15 protein-coding genes are annotated in these 17,578 nt (G+C 62.8%); 5 read left to right on the top strand and 10 right to left on the bottom strand.

Annotated elements, in window-relative coordinates:
• Position 1 precedes the first annotated feature (1 nt).
• The 3 genes from aguB to K3175_RS11410 form a co-directional block, all read right to left on the bottom strand.
• The gene (aguB, locus tag K3175_RS11400) at positions 2–865 is read right to left on the bottom strand and encodes an N-carbamoylputrescine amidase (RefSeq protein WP_221543508.1); all 864 of its coding nucleotides are present in this window, start codon (positions 863–865) and stop codon (positions 2–4) included.
• A gap of 11 nt (positions 866–876) precedes the next feature.
• A complete protein-coding gene (locus tag K3175_RS11405) occupies positions 877–1,659 on the bottom strand; it encodes an SIMPL domain-containing protein (RefSeq protein WP_221543509.1) in 783 nt (260 codons plus the stop codon).
• Between the two features lie 80 nt (positions 1,660–1,739).
• Positions 1,740–2,576 carry a class I SAM-dependent methyltransferase gene (locus K3175_RS11410; protein WP_221543510.1) on the bottom strand — a complete coding sequence of 279 codons (837 nt, stop codon included), beginning with the start codon at positions 2,574–2,576 and terminating at the stop codon, positions 1,740–1,742.
• 103 nt (positions 2,577–2,679) lie between these two features.
• On the opposite strand from K3175_RS11410, the gene msrA reads away from it, so the two are divergent.
• Complete coding sequence (gene msrA, locus K3175_RS11415) at positions 2,680–3,219, top strand: peptide-methionine (S)-S-oxide reductase MsrA (protein ID WP_221543511.1); 540 nt, start codon at positions 2,680–2,682, stop codon at positions 3,217–3,219.
• 57 nt (positions 3,220–3,276) lie between these two features.
• On the opposite strand, the gene K3175_RS11420 is transcribed toward msrA, so the two are convergent.
• Together K3175_RS11420 and K3175_RS11425 are read right to left on the bottom strand one after the other, a co-directional pair.
• Positions 3,277–4,143, bottom strand: a complete 867-nt coding sequence (locus K3175_RS11420) for an OmpA family protein (protein WP_221543512.1) — start codon at positions 4,141–4,143, stop codon at positions 3,277–3,279.
• A 266-nt stretch (positions 4,144–4,409) separates the two neighbouring features.
• The gene (locus K3175_RS11425) at positions 4,410–5,648 is read right to left on the bottom strand and encodes an RsmB/NOP family class I SAM-dependent RNA methyltransferase (RefSeq protein WP_221543513.1); all 1,239 of its coding nucleotides are present in this window, start codon (positions 5,646–5,648) and stop codon (positions 4,410–4,412) included.
• 56 nt (positions 5,649–5,704) lie between these two features.
• Between K3175_RS11425 and K3175_RS11430 the strand changes: the two genes are divergently transcribed.
• The gene (locus K3175_RS11430) at positions 5,705–5,863 is read left to right on the top strand and encodes a DUF1674 domain-containing protein (RefSeq protein ID WP_221543514.1); all 159 of its coding nucleotides are present in this window, start codon (positions 5,705–5,707) and stop codon (positions 5,861–5,863) included.
• Here K3175_RS11430 and K3175_RS11435 read toward each other — a convergent pair.
• Genes K3175_RS11435 through K3175_RS11450 form a run of 4 tightly spaced genes read right to left on the bottom strand, consistent with a single transcriptional unit; the run spans position 5,860 to position 11,535 of the window.
• Positions 5,860–7,248, bottom strand: a complete 1,389-nt coding sequence (locus tag K3175_RS11435; protein ID WP_221543515.1) for a cytochrome P450 — start codon at positions 7,246–7,248, stop codon at positions 5,860–5,862. The genes K3175_RS11430 and K3175_RS11435 overlap by 4 nt on opposite strands.
• 44 nt (positions 7,249–7,292) lie before the next feature.
• Positions 7,293–8,315 carry a ferrochelatase gene (gene hemH, locus K3175_RS11440; protein ID WP_221543516.1) on the bottom strand — a complete coding sequence of 341 codons (1,023 nt, stop codon included), beginning with the start codon at positions 8,313–8,315 and terminating at the stop codon, positions 7,293–7,295.
• Positions 8,312–10,591, bottom strand: coding sequence for a xanthine dehydrogenase family protein molybdopterin-binding subunit (locus K3175_RS11445; protein ID WP_221543517.1), 2,280 nt, complete (start codon positions 10,589–10,591; stop codon positions 8,312–8,314). Before K3175_RS11445 ends, hemH begins: the two co-directional genes overlap by 4 nt.
• Positions 10,570–11,535 (bottom strand): Mrp/NBP35 family ATP-binding protein, encoded by a 966-nt coding sequence (locus tag K3175_RS11450; RefSeq protein WP_425594843.1) that lies wholly within the window; start codon positions 11,533–11,535, stop codon positions 10,570–10,572. Before K3175_RS11450 ends, K3175_RS11445 begins: the two co-directional genes overlap by 22 nt.
• 117 nt (positions 11,536–11,652) lie before the next feature.
• Here K3175_RS11450 and hflK point away from each other — a divergent pair, with 117 nt between their 5' ends.
• The 3 genes from hflK to K3175_RS11465 all read left to right on the top strand — a co-directional run bounded on the left by hflK (position 11,653) and on the right by K3175_RS11465 (position 15,295).
• On the top strand, positions 11,653–12,774 hold the full coding sequence (gene hflK, locus K3175_RS11455; protein WP_224813026.1) for a protease modulator HflK: 1,122 nt from the start codon (positions 11,653–11,655) through the stop codon (positions 12,772–12,774).
• 1 nt (position 12,775) lies between these two features.
• The gene (gene hflC / locus K3175_RS11460) at positions 12,776–13,609 is read left to right on the top strand and encodes a protease modulator HflC (protein ID WP_221543519.1); all 834 of its coding nucleotides are present in this window, start codon (positions 12,776–12,778) and stop codon (positions 13,607–13,609) included.
• A gap of 159 nt (positions 13,610–13,768) precedes the next feature.
• Positions 13,769–15,295: a Do family serine endopeptidase gene (locus K3175_RS11465; RefSeq protein ID WP_221544120.1), complete on the top strand. Its 1,527-nt coding sequence runs from the start codon at positions 13,769–13,771 to the stop codon at positions 15,293–15,295.
• A gap of 111 nt (positions 15,296–15,406) precedes the next feature.
• Here the strand turns inward: K3175_RS11465 and K3175_RS11470 are convergent, their stop codons facing one another.
• Positions 15,407–17,569, bottom strand: a complete 2,163-nt coding sequence (locus tag K3175_RS11470; protein ID WP_221543520.1) for a transglycosylase domain-containing protein — start codon at positions 17,567–17,569, stop codon at positions 15,407–15,409.
• Between the last annotated feature and the right edge of the window lie 9 nt (positions 17,570–17,578).

Consider the following 17,578-nt stretch of genomic DNA (forward strand, 5'->3'; position numbering starts at 1 on the left):
ATCAGATATCCTCGGCGATCCGGCCGTAGAGCTGCGGGCGGCGATCGCGGAAGAAGCCCATTCCCGCCCGGTGCTTGGCAGCGCGGTCGAGATCGAGCGTCGCGACCAGCACGCCGCTTTCGCTGGCGCCGAATTCTTCGATCAGATCGCCCCATTCGTCGGAGATGAAACTGTGGCCGTAGAAGCTCTGCAGGCGGTCGGCGGGCCCTTCGTGGCCGATGCGGTTGGCGGCGCAGACCGGCATGCAGTTCGACACCGCATGGCCGATCATCGCCCGGCGCCACATGCGGCTGGTGTCGAGTTCCGCGTCATAGGGTTCGGACCCGATGGCGGTGGGATAGAAGAGCACTTCGGCCCCTTTCAGCGCCATGACCCGGGCGCATTCGGGATACCACTGATCCCAGCATACCCCCACGCCGATCCGCGCGCCGAACAGGTCCCACACCTTGAAGCCGTCGTTGCCGGGCCGGAAATAGTATTTTTCCTCATAGCCCGGCCCGTCGGGAATGTGGCTCTTGCGGTAAGTGCCCATGATCTCGCCGTCCGGCCCCACCATCGCCAGCGTGTTGTAATAGTGGTGACCGTCGCGCTCGAAGAAGCTGGTCGGAATGGCGACGCCGAGCTTCTTCGCCAGCTCCTGCATCGCCAGCACGCTGGGATGCTCCGCCGTGGGGCGCGCGCGGGAGAACAGATCCTCCTCTTCCTCGCGGCAGAAATACTCGCCCGCGAAGAGTTCGGGCGGCAGGATGACCTGAGCGCCCTTCCCGGCGGCTTCTTCCACCAGCTGCGAAACGGCGGCGATATTATCCGCCTCGTCCGGAAGGGCGAGCGGCAGTTGCAGGACGGATATGGTCAGCTCTCTCATGCGGCAGAGCGTTATTTCTCCCGCAGCGCGAAGTCCACCTGGATATAGACCTGGCTGCGCGTGGTGCCGACCATCATGCCGGGCGATCCCTCTTCGGGGCGGGGAGCGGTGCGCACTAGCGGCGGCGGTGGCGGCGCAACAGGCGGAGGCGCAGCCGCGGCGCTTTCGACCATCGCATCATTCATCGCCTGCGCACCGCGCAGCCATTGCTGGCCCTGCTGGCCGCCTGCATCGCGGATATAAAGCACGCGGCCGATTTCCATGTCGGCAGCCTCGGCATAGGCCTGCGCCCGGCTGCGGGCGGCCTTGTAGGCATCGGCATAAGCGAGATTGGCGACCGTCTCGGGATCGCTCATGGTCAGGCTGGGGCCGGACAGGACATTGGCGCCCGCTTCGGTAACCGCGCTCACCGCGGCGCCAGCCCGATCGGGATTGTCCATCGTGACCTGGAAGACGTTCGAGGCCTGGTACTGCCCCTTGCGATCACCCCATTCGACCCGCCGGACGGAGACATTCTGCGTCTGGATGTCGTCTTCCTCGACCCCGAGTTCGCGCAGGGCAGCCACGATCTCGGCGATCTTTTCCGCATTCGCCTCGCTTGCCTCGGTGGCGCTGCGCGAGAATGTCTCGATCCCCGCGTTGAACTGCGCCCGATCGGGCTTGCTTTCAGCCTGGCCGCTGGCGCTTACGGACAACAACGTTTCCGAATGATCGACGCCGCGAACCTCGTCGGCCCGGTCGCCGCACGCCGCCAGCGCAAGCGTGGCGGCGGAGAGAAAAAAGACATGACGCATGAGAAACCCCTGATGACATAATGTTACATCAGGGGTTTCTCATTTGCAGACTGAACGGCTGCTGACAGCCGGATTATCGCTTACATGCGTTTGCGGAAGAGCAACGTCATCCGATCGCTTTCGCCCAGATCCTTCAGCTCTTCCTTCTTGCCGCCCCAGCTGGGAGGCATCTGCCAGACGCCGCCTTCGTGATTGGCCGGATCGCGCGGGTTGGCGTTGATTTCACTCATGCCGACGAGATCGAAACCGTGTGCCTCCACCAGCGCAATCACATCTTCCTGCCTCAGATAGCCGTTACCGCCCAGCGTGTAGTCGCCCGGTGCATCGGCATTGGCGCGGTGCTGGACGATGCCCAGCATGCCGTCATCCTTGAGCAGGCTGCGGAGCCGCGTGAGCTCCGTGTAAAGCGCCCCGGACCGCAGGAGATTGTGCATCTCGCGGAAAATCAGCACGCGGTCCGCGCTGCCGTTCATGGCCTCGGTCAGATCCTGCGAGCCATGAATCGCAACCGGCGCACCGGTGAGGCCCCACTGCGGATAGCTTTCGGAAAACTGCCCCGGAAGCTTGCCGAAATATTCACCGAACCTGCTCGCATCGGCAGCGGAAGGATCGGGAGTCACGCCGATATAACGGCCATCGGTGCCGAGATAAGGCACCAGCACCCGCGTGTACCAGCCGCCTGCCGGCATGTAATCGACCACGGTCATGCCCGGTTCGACGCCGAAGAATTCCAGGGTCTCGAACGGATGGCGATACTGATCGCGCGCGCGATCCTCGGCGCGGTTTTCCTGAGCCAGCGCGGCCATCAGCGCTTGGTGCCGGCTGTGGCGTTCGGCCATCGGCCCGTCGCTGTGATGATCGGCAACCGCAGGAGCGGCTAGAGCGAGGGCGGCGGCCCCGGCAAGCAGTAGGCGCATAGAAATTCTCCCCATCTGAAACGAATGCTGTCTTCCTGCCCCCTGCCGCAGTCGATGACAAGCGCGGCCAGTCTTCCTACATCTTCAGGCGAAGGAGATACGAATGGCTCAGGAACAGGTTATCGTGGCCGGCGGGTGCTTCTGGTGCACCGAGGCGGTGATGAAGGACGTGATCGGCGTAACCGAGGTCGAGAGCGGCTATATCGGCGGGGAAAAGCCCGATCCGACCTATAAGGAGGTATGCAGCGGGACGACCGGCCATGCCGAAGGCGTGCGCGTGACCTATGACAGCGATCGCATCAGCCTGGAGCAGATCCTCGATGTGTTCATGGGAACGCACGATCCGACCCAGCTGAATCGGCAGGGCAATGACGTGGGCACGCAATATCGCAGCGCCATCTTCCCGGCCGATGATCAGAAAGAGGCGGCTGATGCGGCGATCGCACGCTGGAATGACGAGCATCCCGGCCAGACAGCCGTGACGACCATCGAGAGCGGCGAATGGTATCCTGCTGAAGATTATCATCAGGAATATTGGGAAGGCGAAGGGCAGCGTAACCCTTATTGCCTGGCGGTCATTCCGCCCAAGCTGATGAAGCTGCGCAAGAGCTTCCAGCAATATCTCAAGGAAGATGCCGAATAAGAGAAAGGGGCGGACATCGCAGTCCGCCCCTTCTTTTTAAGCCGGATGTGGCTGACCTCAGCCTTCCTCGGTGGCCTTGCTGACGAGAATGTTGACCGAGACACGGCGGTTCTGCGCCTTGCCATAGGCGGTCGTATTGTCTGCTGCCGGGTCCGCTTCGGCCATGCCGGTCGGGGTGAGCATGCGCCAGGGTTTCCAGCCGCATTCCTGCTGGAGGAAATTGACGACGCGGCCGGCGCGGCGTTCACTGAGCACCTGGTTATAATCCTGGCTGCCGTCGGAATCGGTATAGCCGACGACAAGCAGCAAAGCGTTGTCCATCGCTTCGGCATCGGTGGCAATGGCGCAGATTTCCTGACGACCTTCGGGCGAAATATTCCATTTGCCGCTGTCGAAATAGACGTTGGTGACGCCCTTCACATTATACTGGTCAATATTCGCCATGCGGCCGCGCAGCGCCTCGGCAGCAGCGGCATTGGCATCGATATCGGCGCGATGTTCGGCGAACTGCTGCTGGGTGGCGCCGCGGATCATGGCAGCCGTTTCGAGATCGCTTCCCTTGAGCTTGATCTGCTTGGCAACCAGTCCACCATCGAACTGCAGGGTTTCCACCTCGACCGGAATTCCGTTCAGCAACTGGTTCGTACGCAGTGCCTTGCTGCCCAGGCCCAGAAATCCACCGGTGGCTTTTACTTCGGTCCCGTCGTCGACGATGACAGTCGCGGTCTGGCCGTCTTCGGTCGTGACCTGGATGGTTTCACCGCTCCGGGCCGTGATGATGCCTTCGATTTCCGGACCTTCGGTCAGGGCCGATCCGTACACATCGATATCGGAACCATCCTGCGCCAGCGCAGGGGCCGCCATGGGTAGCGCGGCAGCCGAAAGCAGCAGGGGAAGAGCCGCGGTTTTTGTCAGTCCAGTCATTCAAATTCCTCCGTCTAGGGCCGCCACTCGCAGACGCGGGCGACGGCTCATGAACCCGTGTCGCAGGTGCCGTTCACGGGTTAGAATACCTCTACTCATCAAGCTTAACGCCCGAGAAGCGCGGGTGCGGGTGCGCCCGAGGGAGGGTTGGGTGCTGGCGCCGGCCTTGCTCGAAAATGAACAATGGCAAGAATAAGGCAATGCTGGGGGCAGTTCGCGCCGCCCCTGCGACAAACCGATCCGCCACCATTGGCGGATCGCCTGATTCAATCGGTTTTCTGGCTGGTCGAAATGAAGAAGCCATCGAGGCCGCCTATTTCGGCGAGCATGCCCGGATCGGTCCGAAGCGTGCCATCGTCCGACGGGGCAAGATTTGCCGGAAGGTTTCCGGCATCGATGGGCAGGAGGCGAAGGCTGCCCGGCAACGCCTGATCCTCGCCTTCTTCGCGCTCGAGCGAACAGGTCGCATAGACGAAGGTGCCGCCGGGCTTGAGCCATTCGGCCGCGCGGCTGATGAGCGCGGATTGGAGCTGCGCCATCTCCTCGATCTGGCGCTGACCGATTCGGTGCAGCACGTCGGGGTGGCGCCGCGCCGTGCCTGTCGCCGTACACGGCGCGTCGAGCAGGATGGCATCGAACTGGTGCTTGGGCTCCCATTCCAGCGCATCCGCGCGAACCACGCTGGCTTTCAAACCTGTCCGCCCCAGATTTTCCTTCAGCAGGGCGAGTCGCCGTTTCGAAATATCAAGCGCGGTGACCTTCCACCCCTGCGCGGCCAGTTGCAGGGTCTTGCCCCCGGGCGCGGCGCACAGGTCGAGGACGTGCCGCCCCTCTCCTGCACCGAGCAGATGGGCCGGCAGCGACGCGGCAAGGTCCTGGACCCACCAGGCCCCTTCGGAGAAACCGGGCAATTTCTCGACATTCTCGCCACGGGCAAGGCGCAGATGCCCGGGCATCAGGCTATCCGCAGCCAGTTTCGCCTTCCATATCTCGGTCTGCTCCGGATCCTTGAGCGTGAGATCGAGCGGCGGCGGAACGGCCAGGCCGCCCGCGATGGCTGGCGCCCGTTCGCCCCAGCGCTCCGCTACCGGTTCGGGCAGAGTGGGCGCCGCAGGCAGCGCGGCCTCCTGCTTCGTCAGCGTGGAGAAAACGCCATGCGCCAGCCTCCGCGGTCCACCGGCCAGTAGCGGCAGGCAGGTCGCGATGATGGCGTGCGGCGGCGTCTCGAGGCGCAGCCACTGCGCCAGCATCATGCGCAGGACCATGCGGGCCTTCGCATCGGGCGGCAGGACCGTCTTCGTCGCACTGTCGATCAGCGCGTCGAGGTCGACCAGCCAGCGCAGAACTTCGCTGGCGATGGCCCGGGCCAGCGCCCGGTCTTCGAACTTGCGCACGTCTTTAGTCGCCGCGGCGAAGGCAAGGTCCATGGTGTCGCCCCGCCGAAGGACGGCATCGAGCAGGCGAAGCGCGGCGCGGCGCGCATGAATTCCGGAAGGCTGTGCCATTGGCCCGCGCCCTACGCCTACTTGAAACCATGCGCCAGTCCGCGCATCTTCATTATATGACCAAACGCGCAGACAAGCGGCCCGAGACCTTCAAGAAGCCCGATCACTGGACGAGCGAACCGCCGCCCAAGCCGGAGAAAGGCGAAGTCGACGAGGATCTCAGCCCGACCCGCTATGGCGACTGGGTCAAGGACGGGATCGCGATCGATTTCTAGATCCGCTCGAGCGTGATCTTGAGCCCATCCTTTGGCTTGGGAATGGGCCAGGCCTGCCAGTCGGGCTCCTGATCCAGCGCGATGCGGTAGCGCGGGAGCAGCTGGGCCATCAGGATCTTGATCTGCATATAGGCAAAGTGCAGCCCCAGGCACATGTGCGCTCCCCCGCCGAACGGCACCCAGGCATATTTGTGGCGCGCCTTCACCGCCTCGCTGGTGAAATGGTTCGGATCGAATCCATAGGGGTCGGACCAGTGCTCTTCTTCATGGTGCACGTAATTGGCATTGATGCCGACATGCGATCCGGCGGGAATGCGATAGCCGCCGAATTCGAATTCCCGCAGCGCGCGGCGCGGGGTCGAAGGAACCGGCGGCATGATCCGCAGCGCTTCCTTGAAGGCCATCTCGACCAGCTCCAGCCGGCCCATGTCTTCATAGGCGAGGTCGCGCGCCCGGCCGTCCGGGCCGATCCCGCCGGTGACGCTTTCGATTTCCTGGCGCAGCTTCTCCTGCCAGTCGGGGTTCTTGGCCAATTGCCAGATCAGCGACGTGGCCGAGCTGGTGATGGTGTCATGCGCCGCCATCATCAGGAAGTTCATGTGGTCGACCACCTCGTCGACCGGCATCAGACTGCCATCCTCATATTCGGCGGTCGCGAACTGGCTGAACATGTCCTGCCCCCCGCCCTCGGCGCGGCGACGGTGGGTTTCCTGTGTGAAGAAATCGACCAGGAATGCGCGGCCATCGGTCCCGCGCTTCATCTGGGTGAAGGGTAGCGGCCTTCTGACAGGAGCCACCGAGGCCTGGACCATGTCGATGAATGCAGTGTTGATCCTGTCGGCTTCCGGCCCCCACTCGATACCGATGAAGCTATCCGCCGCCAGATCGAGCGTGAGCGTCTTGATGGCAGGATAGAATTCCATCCGCCCGGCGCCCCATTCCTCCACCTTGCGCGCGATCCCGCGGTTGAGGCTGCCCGAATAATGGCGCATCGGGCCGGGCTTAAACGCGATCGACAACGCCCGGCGGTCGGCGCGGTGATGGTCGAAATCGAGCAGCATGAGGCCGCGCGGGAACAATTGGTCGAGAATCGGGCCCCAGCCCTGCTCCGAAGAGAAGTTCTTCTCCCGGTCGAACAGGACAAGCTCGTTGGCGTCGGCGCCGATCAGCGCGATGTTCCAACCCCCGAACGCCTTGCTCTTGTATACTCGGCCGTACGTCTCGACCATGTGCTGCGCAAAGGCGTGCGGATCTTTGAGCATCTTGAAGGTGTTGCCCACCACGGGCCAGCCCCCTTCACCGGGAATGTGGGCAAGCTCTTCTTCGGTCGGATTGCCTTCGGACCAGTGAGCCGGGATCGGATTGTGTGCTGCAAGTGTGGCCATGCGGCCGGTTATGCCTCAGCCGAGATTAAGTGGCAATTAGCAATCTATATCCACCCGGCAAGCTCGCGCCGCAGCAATGTTTCAAGCATCGCCACGCCAGCCTCCGATGTATTCAGGCAGGACAGCGCGGCAAACTGCTCGCCGCCCGCCTCGAGAAACTGGTCGCGGCCCTGCATTGCAAGCTCTTCCAGCGTTTCAAGGCAGTCGGCCGAGAAACCGGGCGCGGCGATTGCCATGCGCTTGGTTCCCATGGCCGCTTCCTCCGCAATCACCGTATCGGTTGCCGGTTCGAGCCATTTGGCGCGCCCGAAGCGCGACTGGAACGTCGTGCGAATCCGCATACCGCGTTCCGCAAGTCTGTCCTGCAGGAGCCGGGAGGTTTTCTGGCAATGACAATGATAGGGGTCGCCAAGATGCAAGGTCCGCTCGGGCATGCCGTGAAAGCTCAGCAGCAACACTTCGGGCACGAATTCCAGGCCGTCCAGCTGGCGAGTGAGGTCCGCTGCCAGCGCGTCGATATAGGCGGGATCATCATGATAGGGCGGCAGGGTCCGCAGGCTTGGTTGCCAACGCATTTCCCGCAGCTTGTCCGCAGCCTTGTCCACAACCGTCGCCGTCGTGGCTCCGGAATATTGCGGATAGAGCGGGGCGAGGAGAATGCGTTCGCAGCCGGCGTCCATCAGGGCTTGCAGCCGGTCCGGGATGGAGGGCGTGCCGTACCGCATCGCCCAGTCCACCGTGACGCCCTCGCCCAGCCGCGCCTGCATCGCTTCGGCCTGCTGCCGGGTAATGACGGCAAGCGGGGAGCCTTCCTCGGTCCACACTTGCGCATAGGCATGGGCGCTCTTTTTCGGCCGGGTATTGAGAATGATGCCGCGCAAAATCGGTTGCCAGGCGATGGGCGGAATCTCGACCACTCGCCGGTCGGACAGGAATTCCGCAAGATAGCGCTTTACCGGCCCCGCCTCGGGCGCATCCGGTGTTCCAAGATTGACGACGAGTACGCCAACGCCGCCCGAGCGAACGGAGGGATGGTTGGCCGGAAGATTCTGTTTTTGCCAGGTCATGGGACGAGGGGGAGACGGTAAGAACGCTCGCCCGTCAAGGCGAACAATGCATTGGCGATCGCAGGAGCCGCCACGACGACGCCCAGCTCACCGGGATCGAAGGGATCTGCATCGCTCTCGACGAAGTCGATCCGCATGTCGGGAGTGTCGGCCAAACCGGGCAATCCCATCCCGCCGAAAGTGCGCGGTACGGGGTGGCCGCTCTCGAATCCAAGCGGTCGGCCGAGCGCCAGTCCCATACCATAGAGCAATCCCCCTTCGATCTGCTGACGGGCGATGTCGAGATTCACGATGCGACCGATATCGACCACCGCGCTCAGCTGACGCACCTTAATCCCCCCTTCGCCCCGCATGAGATGCGCGACGCAGGCGATGTGTCCGGCTGCTTCCTCGCCGAGCCGCATGCGTGCCACGGCAACTCCCTCACCGGAACCGGGCTGCGCACCATCCCATTCGCCAAGCCTCGTCGCCCGGCGCAAGGCTTCCGCCAGCCGCGGGGCGGTCCCCAGCATGGCCATGCGGTAAAGGAAGGGATCGCGGCCAGCCGCCCTGGCAAGTTCGTCGACCAGGCACTCTGTAAAAAAGCAGGTATAGCCCTGAGCCCCGCCGCGCATGCGGCCGGTCGGCAGGGATATCTTCGCCGGGACATGCTCTACCGCGACATGTGGGATATTGTAGGGCGGAACCGCGCCTTCCACGACGAGAGGGTCTGCAAGACCCGCACTTTCCCTCTGCGCCGCTTCAGGGACATTATTTCGAAACAGACGATGTCCCGCTTCGCGCATCCATGAAGGCGAGACTATCCGCGCCCGCCATGCCACCGGCTGCCCCTCTGCACCGATTGCCGCGGCGATCTCGCCCGAAACCGGCGCTCGCGGAGGAACCGCCTGGAAATCCTGCGCGCGCGACCATGTCAGCTGGACCGGCCTCCCCACCTCGGCGGCGATCTGCGCCACTTCGATTGCGTGCTGCTTTTCCAGGCGGGCATCGAAGCTGCCGCCGGCGGGCATGGGGTAAAGTACCACATCCGAATTCGACAGCCCCACAGCCTGCGCCGCGGCATCACGAGCCGCTTCGGGTGCCTGCGCCGCGATCCACAATTCCAGCCGTCCTCCGGCCAGCCGCGCGGTTGCCGAAGCCGTTTCCAGCGGAGCTTGCGATGCAGGAGCAATGTCGAAGCGCCGCACAATCGCCGTGTCGCCCAGCAGGCCATCGGGATCGCCCATGGTCTCGATGCGCTCGGCAAGCTGAGCGGAGCTATTTGCCGCTTCTTCGAGCTGCGCTTCGAGCCGGTCCTGCTCCAGCGCCCCCGGTCCGGTGAATTGCGGCCGCATCTTCGCCAGCGCCCGATCGGCAATCCACCAGCTTTCCGCCACCGCGGCGAGCCAGCGCTTCGACCGCACCACGGCAACCAGACCGGACATCCCTGCGGCCTTTCTTTCGCTGAACCGCAGGAGTTCGGGCAAACCCGCCGGGCCGTGGCGTATGGATGCATAGACCATGCCGGGCAGCCGGATATCGCCTGCAAACAAATGGCTGCCATCGACCTTGGACGGCAGGTCGAGGCGCGGATACATCCCTTGCGCCTCTGCTTCACCGGGTATCGGCTGTTCGAATGCGGGCATGGGCCGCAGCGGAGCGGGATCGGGCGGATCGTAGCGCACCGCGTCCTCGACCAGAGCGCCGAAGGCGAAACGCTGCTCTCCATAGATGACGAAGCCTTCGGCAACCTGGCATTGCTCCGGCTCCACATCCCACCGATCTGCTGCAGCTCGCGTCAGCATATCTCGCGCGCTGGCCGCGGCCTCGCGAAGCGGCAGTTCATATGCGGCAAGACTGGTCCCGGCGGCAGTGGCGGTGAACGCATTGCTGCGCGCGAAGCGGCCAGTTGACCAGTCGTTATCGGGTAGCCAGCCGTCCAGCAGGTAAGACCATTTTCCGGCGAGCGGGAGATTGGCGAACATGCCTGATGGCGGGACCGGTTCAATTGCGACCTGACGCCAGTCCGCTCCCAGTTCGACTGCAGCAATCTGCGCCAGAACGGTGCCGATCCCCTGCCCCATCTCGAGCTGGGGCTGGGCGATGGTGACAATCCCGTCCCGGCCGATGACCAGCCAGCCGGCGAAAGTTTCGTCGCCGGGCCGGGCGACCAGCGGACTGGCATATTTGCGCGGCCAGAGATTCCACGCGATCAAAAGCCCTCCGCCAGCCGCCGCTCCGACAAGCAGTTTGCGGCGTGAAACGGAAAGGTCGCTCAGTTTCTTTCTGCGAGCCACGCTTGCAAACTCTCGGCTATCGCCAGGAAGGGTTCGGCAATGGGATGGTCGAGGGCTGCGGGCGGTTTGCCATGATCGCTTCCCTGACGGATTTCGATGTCGAGCGGAATGCGTCCGAGAAACGGCAGCTCCAGGCGCTGAGCAGCTGCTTCCACCTGCCCGGCGCCGAAGGGATTGGAGACCTCGCCGCACGAGGGGCATGCATAGCCCGACATGTTTTCGACCAGACCGATTACCGGCACCCCGGCACTGTCGAACAATTGGCCCGCCCGCGCCGCATCGATCAACGCCAGATCCTGCGGGGTCGAAACGAGCACGGCACCCGCCGGTTTGAACTTCTGCACCATAGTCAGCTGCACATCGCCGGTTCCGGGCGGCAAATCGATCAGCAGGACTTCGGTATCCTTGCTCCAATGTGCCTCGATCAGCTGGCCGAGCGCACTTCCGGCCATGGGTCCGCGCCATGCCAGCGCCTTGCCCGGCGTGACGAGATGCCCCATCGAAAGATGCGGCACGCCGAATTTGCCATCGATCGGGATCGGCTTGTTGTCCCGCGCTTCAGGCTTTTCGCCCTGCGTCCCGAAAATAACCGGCTGCGACGGGCCATAGATATCGGCATCGACCAGCCCCACCTTCACGCCCTTGCGTGCAAGCGCAATGGCAAGATTGGCTGTCAGCGTCGACTTGCCGACGCCGCCCTTGCCCGATCCCACCGCGATGATGACCGGGCCCTTGCGCTCCGCCGTCATCACGACGCGGACATCGCTGACGTCTGCGCGCCGCCCCGCGGCCTCCTTTATTGCAGCCTCCGCCTGGCCGCGCTGGGCCTCGTCCAGCCTGCCGGCATCGATGACTAGCGTCGCCCTACCCTCGTTGAGGACGGAGCCGGTGACAAGAGGGGCTAATTCGGGAGGAAGATCGGCGGAAAAATCGGTTCGGCTCATGGCTGGCGCTGCTGTAGCATCGAAAAGCGCGCTGCAACCCCTGTTTTTCCGGCAAAGGCTGCCTATAAGACAGTTATGAGAATTTTGGACGGGCTTGGACAGAGGATCCGCCTAGCAATGGCTGGCAACAATCCGTGGGGTGGGGGGAACGATGATTCCTCCGGTTCCGGTGACGGTGAAACACCCAAGGGTGACAAGGGTAAGGGCGAAGGTCCCCGTAATCCATGGTTGCCATCGGGCTCTGGTGGAAGCGGCGAGGGGCGCCGCGGTCCCAATATCGAAGATATCTTCAAGAATCGCGGGCCCGAAGGTCCGCGCCGCAAGGGCGGTGGCGGCGGGCCCGGGGGCCCCGGCTTCCGCATTCCGCAACGTCCCGGCGGCAAAAGCTGGTTCCCGGTCGCGATCGTCGCAATCGTCGGCGTCGTCCTGCTCGCTACCAGCGCGCATCTGATCGATCCTCAGGAAAAAGCAGTCGTTAAACGTCTCGGCGATTACAGCCGCACGCTCGATTCCGGGCTTCAGTTTACGCTCCCTTTTCCGCTTGAGACTGTGGATGTCGAGAATGTGGAAGGGGTCCGCCCGATCCGCATTCCGGGAAATGACAATCAGGCCAAACTGATCCTGACCGGCGACCAGAATCTCGTCGATCTGAGCTACATTGTACGCTGGAACATCCAGGATCTCCAGCAATTCAAATTCCGCGTTGTCGACCCGGAAGAGACCGTCAACGAAGTTGCCGAAGCGGCAATGCGCGCGGCAGTCGCCGAAAAGCAACTGGACGAGACCTTCTCGGGTCAAGGTCGCGCCGCGATCGAACTGGATGTGCGCGAGCGCATGCAGGCGACGCTCGACCGTTATCAGGCGGGCATAAGGGTGCTCGGTGTCGAAATCGAAAAAGCCGATCCGCCAAGCCAGGTGGTCGATGCTTTCCGCGATGTGCAGGTCGCCGAACAGAATGCGGACGCAGCGCGCAATCAGGCGCAGGGTTATGCCCAGCAGGTTCTGGCGCAGGCGCAGGGTGAGGCCGAAGCCTTCGACAAGGTCTACGAACAGTATCGCCTCGCTCCCGAAGTGACCCGTCAGCGTCTTTATTACGAGACCATGGAACGTGTGCTCAGCAAGACCGACAAGACCATCGTCGAGGCTCAGGGTGTCACACCCTACCTCCCGCTACCGGAAATCCGGCGCCGGGCTCAGCAACAGCCCGAAACCACTGTAACCGCACCGGGAGGCCAGTAAGATGCAGCGTATCTGGGAAGACCACCGCCTCACGATCATCGTGGCCGGACTTGTCCTGATCGGGCTTATGATGAGCCTCTATATCGTGCCCGAGGAAGAACAGGTCGTCATCGTACGGACCGGTGAACCGCAAGGCATTGTAAACACACCCGACGGTCAAAAAGGTCCGGGGCCCTATCTCCGCGTGCCGTTTCTCGACCGCGTGGTAAGGATCGAGAGGCGCCTGCTCGATCTCGAGATGACCAATGAGGAGGTACTGTCGAATGACCAGCAACGCCTGTTGGTCGATGCCTATGCCCGTTTCCGCATCATCGATCCCGTTCGTATGGTGGAGCGTGCAGGAACTACCGATGGCGTGCGTTCCGCGCTTGAGCCGATCCTGAATTCGGTTCTTCGTCAGGAACTCGGCCGCCGAACGTTTCAGGCCATGCTAACCGCCGAACGGGGCTCCGCGCTGCAGAATGCGCGCGCCAATCTCGACCGGCAGGCACGCCAGTACGGTGCCGAAGTCGTCGACGTTCAGATCACCCGCACCGACTTGCCCGATGCCCCCCTTCAGTCCGCTTTCAGCCGGATGGAATCGGATCGCGAACGCGAGGCAAGGACGATCCGGGCGCAAGGCTCGCGTGATGCGCGGATCATTCGCGCTGAGGCCGATGCGGAAGCCGCTCGCATCTATGCGGAAAGCTTCGGCAAGGACGCTAATTTTTATGACTTCTACCGCGCCATGCAGAGCTATGATGCGACCTTCGCTTCCGAGAACGGCGATGCGGCCAGCAGCATAATCCTGTCGCCTGATAACGAATATCTGCAGCAGTTCCGCGGACGCCGTTGAACATTCGTCGATTGAGCGAGGGGTACTGCCCTGCCGTTCAAGAGGCATTCAGCGCTAGGCCGCAGTCTATGCAGCGGAACTGCCGAAGCCGGAGCGTTTTGTGAAAGCGTGCTGGCTCCGAACGAAGTCAAAGAGGATTTGAAAGAGGACGTGAAAAAAGTGCGATACGCTTATTCCGTAACTGCCACCCTTTTGGCCGGTGGCGCTGCCCTTTCCCTCGCCGGGTTCCCGGCCGGGGCGCAGGTCGCCCAGAACGACGATTCGCAGATCGCGCGCGTCGTTCCGCGTGCCGGGGCGCCCGAAAGTTTCGCCGATCTAACCGAGCAACTGCAGCCGGCCGTGGTGAATATTTCGACGCGCCAGCGAATTGAGGTTCAGACCGGCGGCAATCCTTTCGCCGGCACCCCGTTCGAGGGCATGTTCAACCGCCGTCGCGGGCAGCAAGACAGCGAACCCCAGTATCGTGAGGGGCAGTCGCTCGGCTCGGGCTTTATCATCTCTTCCGATGGCTATGTCGTGACCAACAATCACGTCGTCAGCCCGACCGGGCGTGGCTCTGTCGAAGAAATCACCGTGACCCTGCCGGACGGCACCGAATACGAAGCCGAATTGGTCGGCACCGATGCGGCGTCCGACCTCGCCGTCCTCAAGGTTAACCGGCGCGAAGCTTTCCCCTTCGTGACCTTCGGCGATTCCAGCCAGGCCCGTGTGGGTGATTGGGTGATCGCCATCGGCAATCCCTTCGGCCTCGGCGGAACCGTGACGAGCGGGATTGTTTCCAGCGTTCTGCGAAACGCAGGCAGCGGCGCCTACGACCGCTATCTGCAGACCGATGCCAGCATCAACCGCGGCAACTCCGGTGGACCGCTGTTCGACATGCAGGGCAACGTCATCGGCATCAACAACGCCATCATTTCGCCCACCGGCGGAAGCGTGGGCATCGGCTTCGCGATTCCTGCTGAAACCGCGGCCCCTATCGTCGACAAGCTCCGCCGCGGCGTCGAGATCGAGCGCGGTTATCTGGGCATCCAGATCCAGCCGGTGACCGAGGACGTCGCCTCCTCGCTCGGCCTTGCGCGCAATCGCGGCGAGATCGTCCAGATGGTGCAGCCCGGCGAACCGGCCGATCGCGGCGGCATCGAAGCGGGCGACATCGTCCTTCGGGTCAATGGCAAGGATGTGACACCCGATCAGACACTGTCCTACCTCGTCGCCAATATCGCACCGGGCACGTCAATTCCGCTGGATGTGATCCGTGACGGTGAACGCCGCCGGGTCAATGTGACCGTGGGCAAGCGCCCGAGCGAAGAAGAGATGCGGCGCAGTCAGATGTTCGATCCCGACGCGGAGCCGGAAGACGACATGTCGCCCAGCGACAGCGAAGTCATCCAGGAAAGTGTCGGTCTGCAGGTGCTGGAACTGACGCCGCAGATTGCACGCCAGCTTGGTGCCGGATCCGACACGCGCGGACTTGTGATCGCTTCAGTCGACCAAAATTCCGACGCCGCTCGCAAGGGTCTCCAACGCGGGGACATCATCCTGACGGCAAACTACCGTCCGATGACGTCGGTTGCCGATCTCGAGACTGCGGTCCGCTCGGCCAAGGCCGAAAACCGTGATGCGGTGCTCCTGCGGATCCAGCGTCGCGGTGGTTCGCCGCAATATGTGGCTATTCGCCTTCGCTGACCCGAACCAAAGTACTGCTTGAAAATAGAGCCCTCCCGATACGCGTCGGGAGGGCGTTTTCGCACCCGCTCGGAAGTCGACTATCTTCAGGTAGGATGAGGCAGATCACCTCTAACGATCGCGTCCGATGACACCGTCGAGAAAATCGTCATCGATTGCCTGGGGTGCCCCATCTTCTCCGCGCCCGGTCGAGGGTTGCGGCCGCGGCGGAGGTACGCGCTGAACTCTTGGCGGCTGCGGTCGGATAACCTCTACGCCTGAGCCGTCCTCTGGCTCGCCACGCGGTCCGGGCAGCGCTCCGCTTGGCCCTTCGCTTCGGCCAGGCTCGATCAGATTGCCTTGTTCGTCGATGTAGTAATAGTCATCCGGGTCGCCGAAAAAGAAGTCATCCTCTTCATCCAGCTGCCATTCCGGCACCTGAACTTCGGTCTCGAATTCCTCTACTGGACGATCCTTCACCGCGTAACGCATGAAAGCAGCAAAGGCCTGAGCCGGGGCGCGGCCTCCCTGCAAACCGCCGACCCGTCGGTTATCGTCCCGGCCCATCCATACACCGGTGGTGACGCCCGATGAAAATCCGACGAAATAGCCGTCCTTGTTCGAACTCGTGGTCCCTGTCTTACCCGCGACCGGACGCCCGATTTGCGCAGCACGCCCCGTTCCGGTCTGGACCGCGGTCTGCAGAAGATCGGTGATGCCCCGCGTCACGTTATCGGGAATTATTTGTGTACTGCGGGCGCGGCGGTGCTGATAAAGCACCTCTCCATCCGTCGTCGTGACTTTGACGATCCCATAAGGCGTTACGGAATTTCCGCCGGCCGAGATCGCCGCGAATGCGCGGGTCATATCCAGCAGCCGCACCTCGTTCGAACCAAGTACCATCGCCGGATAGGTATTGATCGGGGTCGTGATACCGAAGCGGCGAGCCATAGAAGCCACCGAGCCGAATCCGACTTCATTGCCGAGCTGGGCGGCCACCGTGTTGATCGAATAGGCGAAAGCGGTCCGCAGATTCGTCTCGCCAATGTTTCGCCCATTCGAATTGTTGGGGCTCCAGCCGCCGATCGAAACCTTTGTATCCACTACGCGGTCATCAGGGGTATAACCCGCCTCCAGCGCGGCGAGATAGACGAACAGCTTCCAGCTCGAACCAGGCTGGCGAAGGGCATTTGTCGCCCGGTTATAATTGGTCTCGACATAATCGGTCCCTCCGACGAGAGCCAAGATAGCGCCGTCGCGATCGAGACTGACCAGTGCGCCTTGCGCCCCTTCGGGGGCATTGCCCGCTACCGCAGCAGTCGCGGCTTTCTGCATCCCGGGATCCAGCGTGGTCCAGACTTCGATCGGTTCGAAAGTTTCGGGCAGCAGGAGATCCAGTTGCGGAAGCGCCCAATCGGTAAAATAGCGCACCGAGTTGGTCCCCTGCTCAGGCTTTAGCTTGACCGCCGAGACATCGACTTGTGCCTCGCTCGCGCTGATACGACCCTGCTCGCGCATCAATTGCAGGACCACGCTTGCACGGCTGACCGCCGCATTGACGTCGGCGGTGGGGGAATAGCGGCTGGGTGCCTTCACCAGCCCTGCGATAATCGCCGCTTCGGCAGTCGACAGCTCGGTCGCCGGATGGCTGAAGAAGTTCCGGCTCGCGGAATCGATACCGTAAGCGCCGCCGCCGAAATAGACCTTGTTGAGATAGAGTTCGAGGATCTGTTCTTTTGAGAACTTCCATTCCATCGCCATAGCCAGGATGGCTTCGCGAAGCTTGCGATCGAGCGAACGATTGCTGTTGAGGAAAACATTGCGCGCAAGCTGCTGGGTAATGGTGGAGGTGGCGCCGAGCCGGTTCTCACCCGTCGCCCATACATATACGGCGCGCGTCAGGCCATAAGGGTCCACGCCGGGATGCGAATAGAATCGCCGGTCCTCTACAGAGATCATGGCATCTTTCATGACCTGCGGGATCTCGTTAGCGGTGATCCACTTGCCATAACTAGGGCCAAGTTCGACGAGTTCGGAGCCATCTCGCGCGCGCACGACAATGGTCTGCGCATTCTGGGTTGCCTTAAGTTGGTAATAACTCGGCAAGGACCGGGCCGCGAAGGCCACTGCGATAGCGAGAAAAATCAACCCGAGGACAGCGATGCCTGTACCCCACAGAAGCAGCCTGCGAAACCAGACCTTCACGCGGCTGGTTTCCCCCCGCCCCTCTTCTGCCGCCCGCCGCGCACGCTCCGATCGCTGGCTGCGTTTACGGCGGCTGCCTCTCTTATCCATTCCCTGCGG

It is taken from the genome of Qipengyuania aestuarii (genome assembly GCF_019711535.1).
GTDB classification, from domain to species: Bacteria; Pseudomonadota; Alphaproteobacteria; order Sphingomonadales; family Sphingomonadaceae; genus Qipengyuania; species Qipengyuania aestuarii.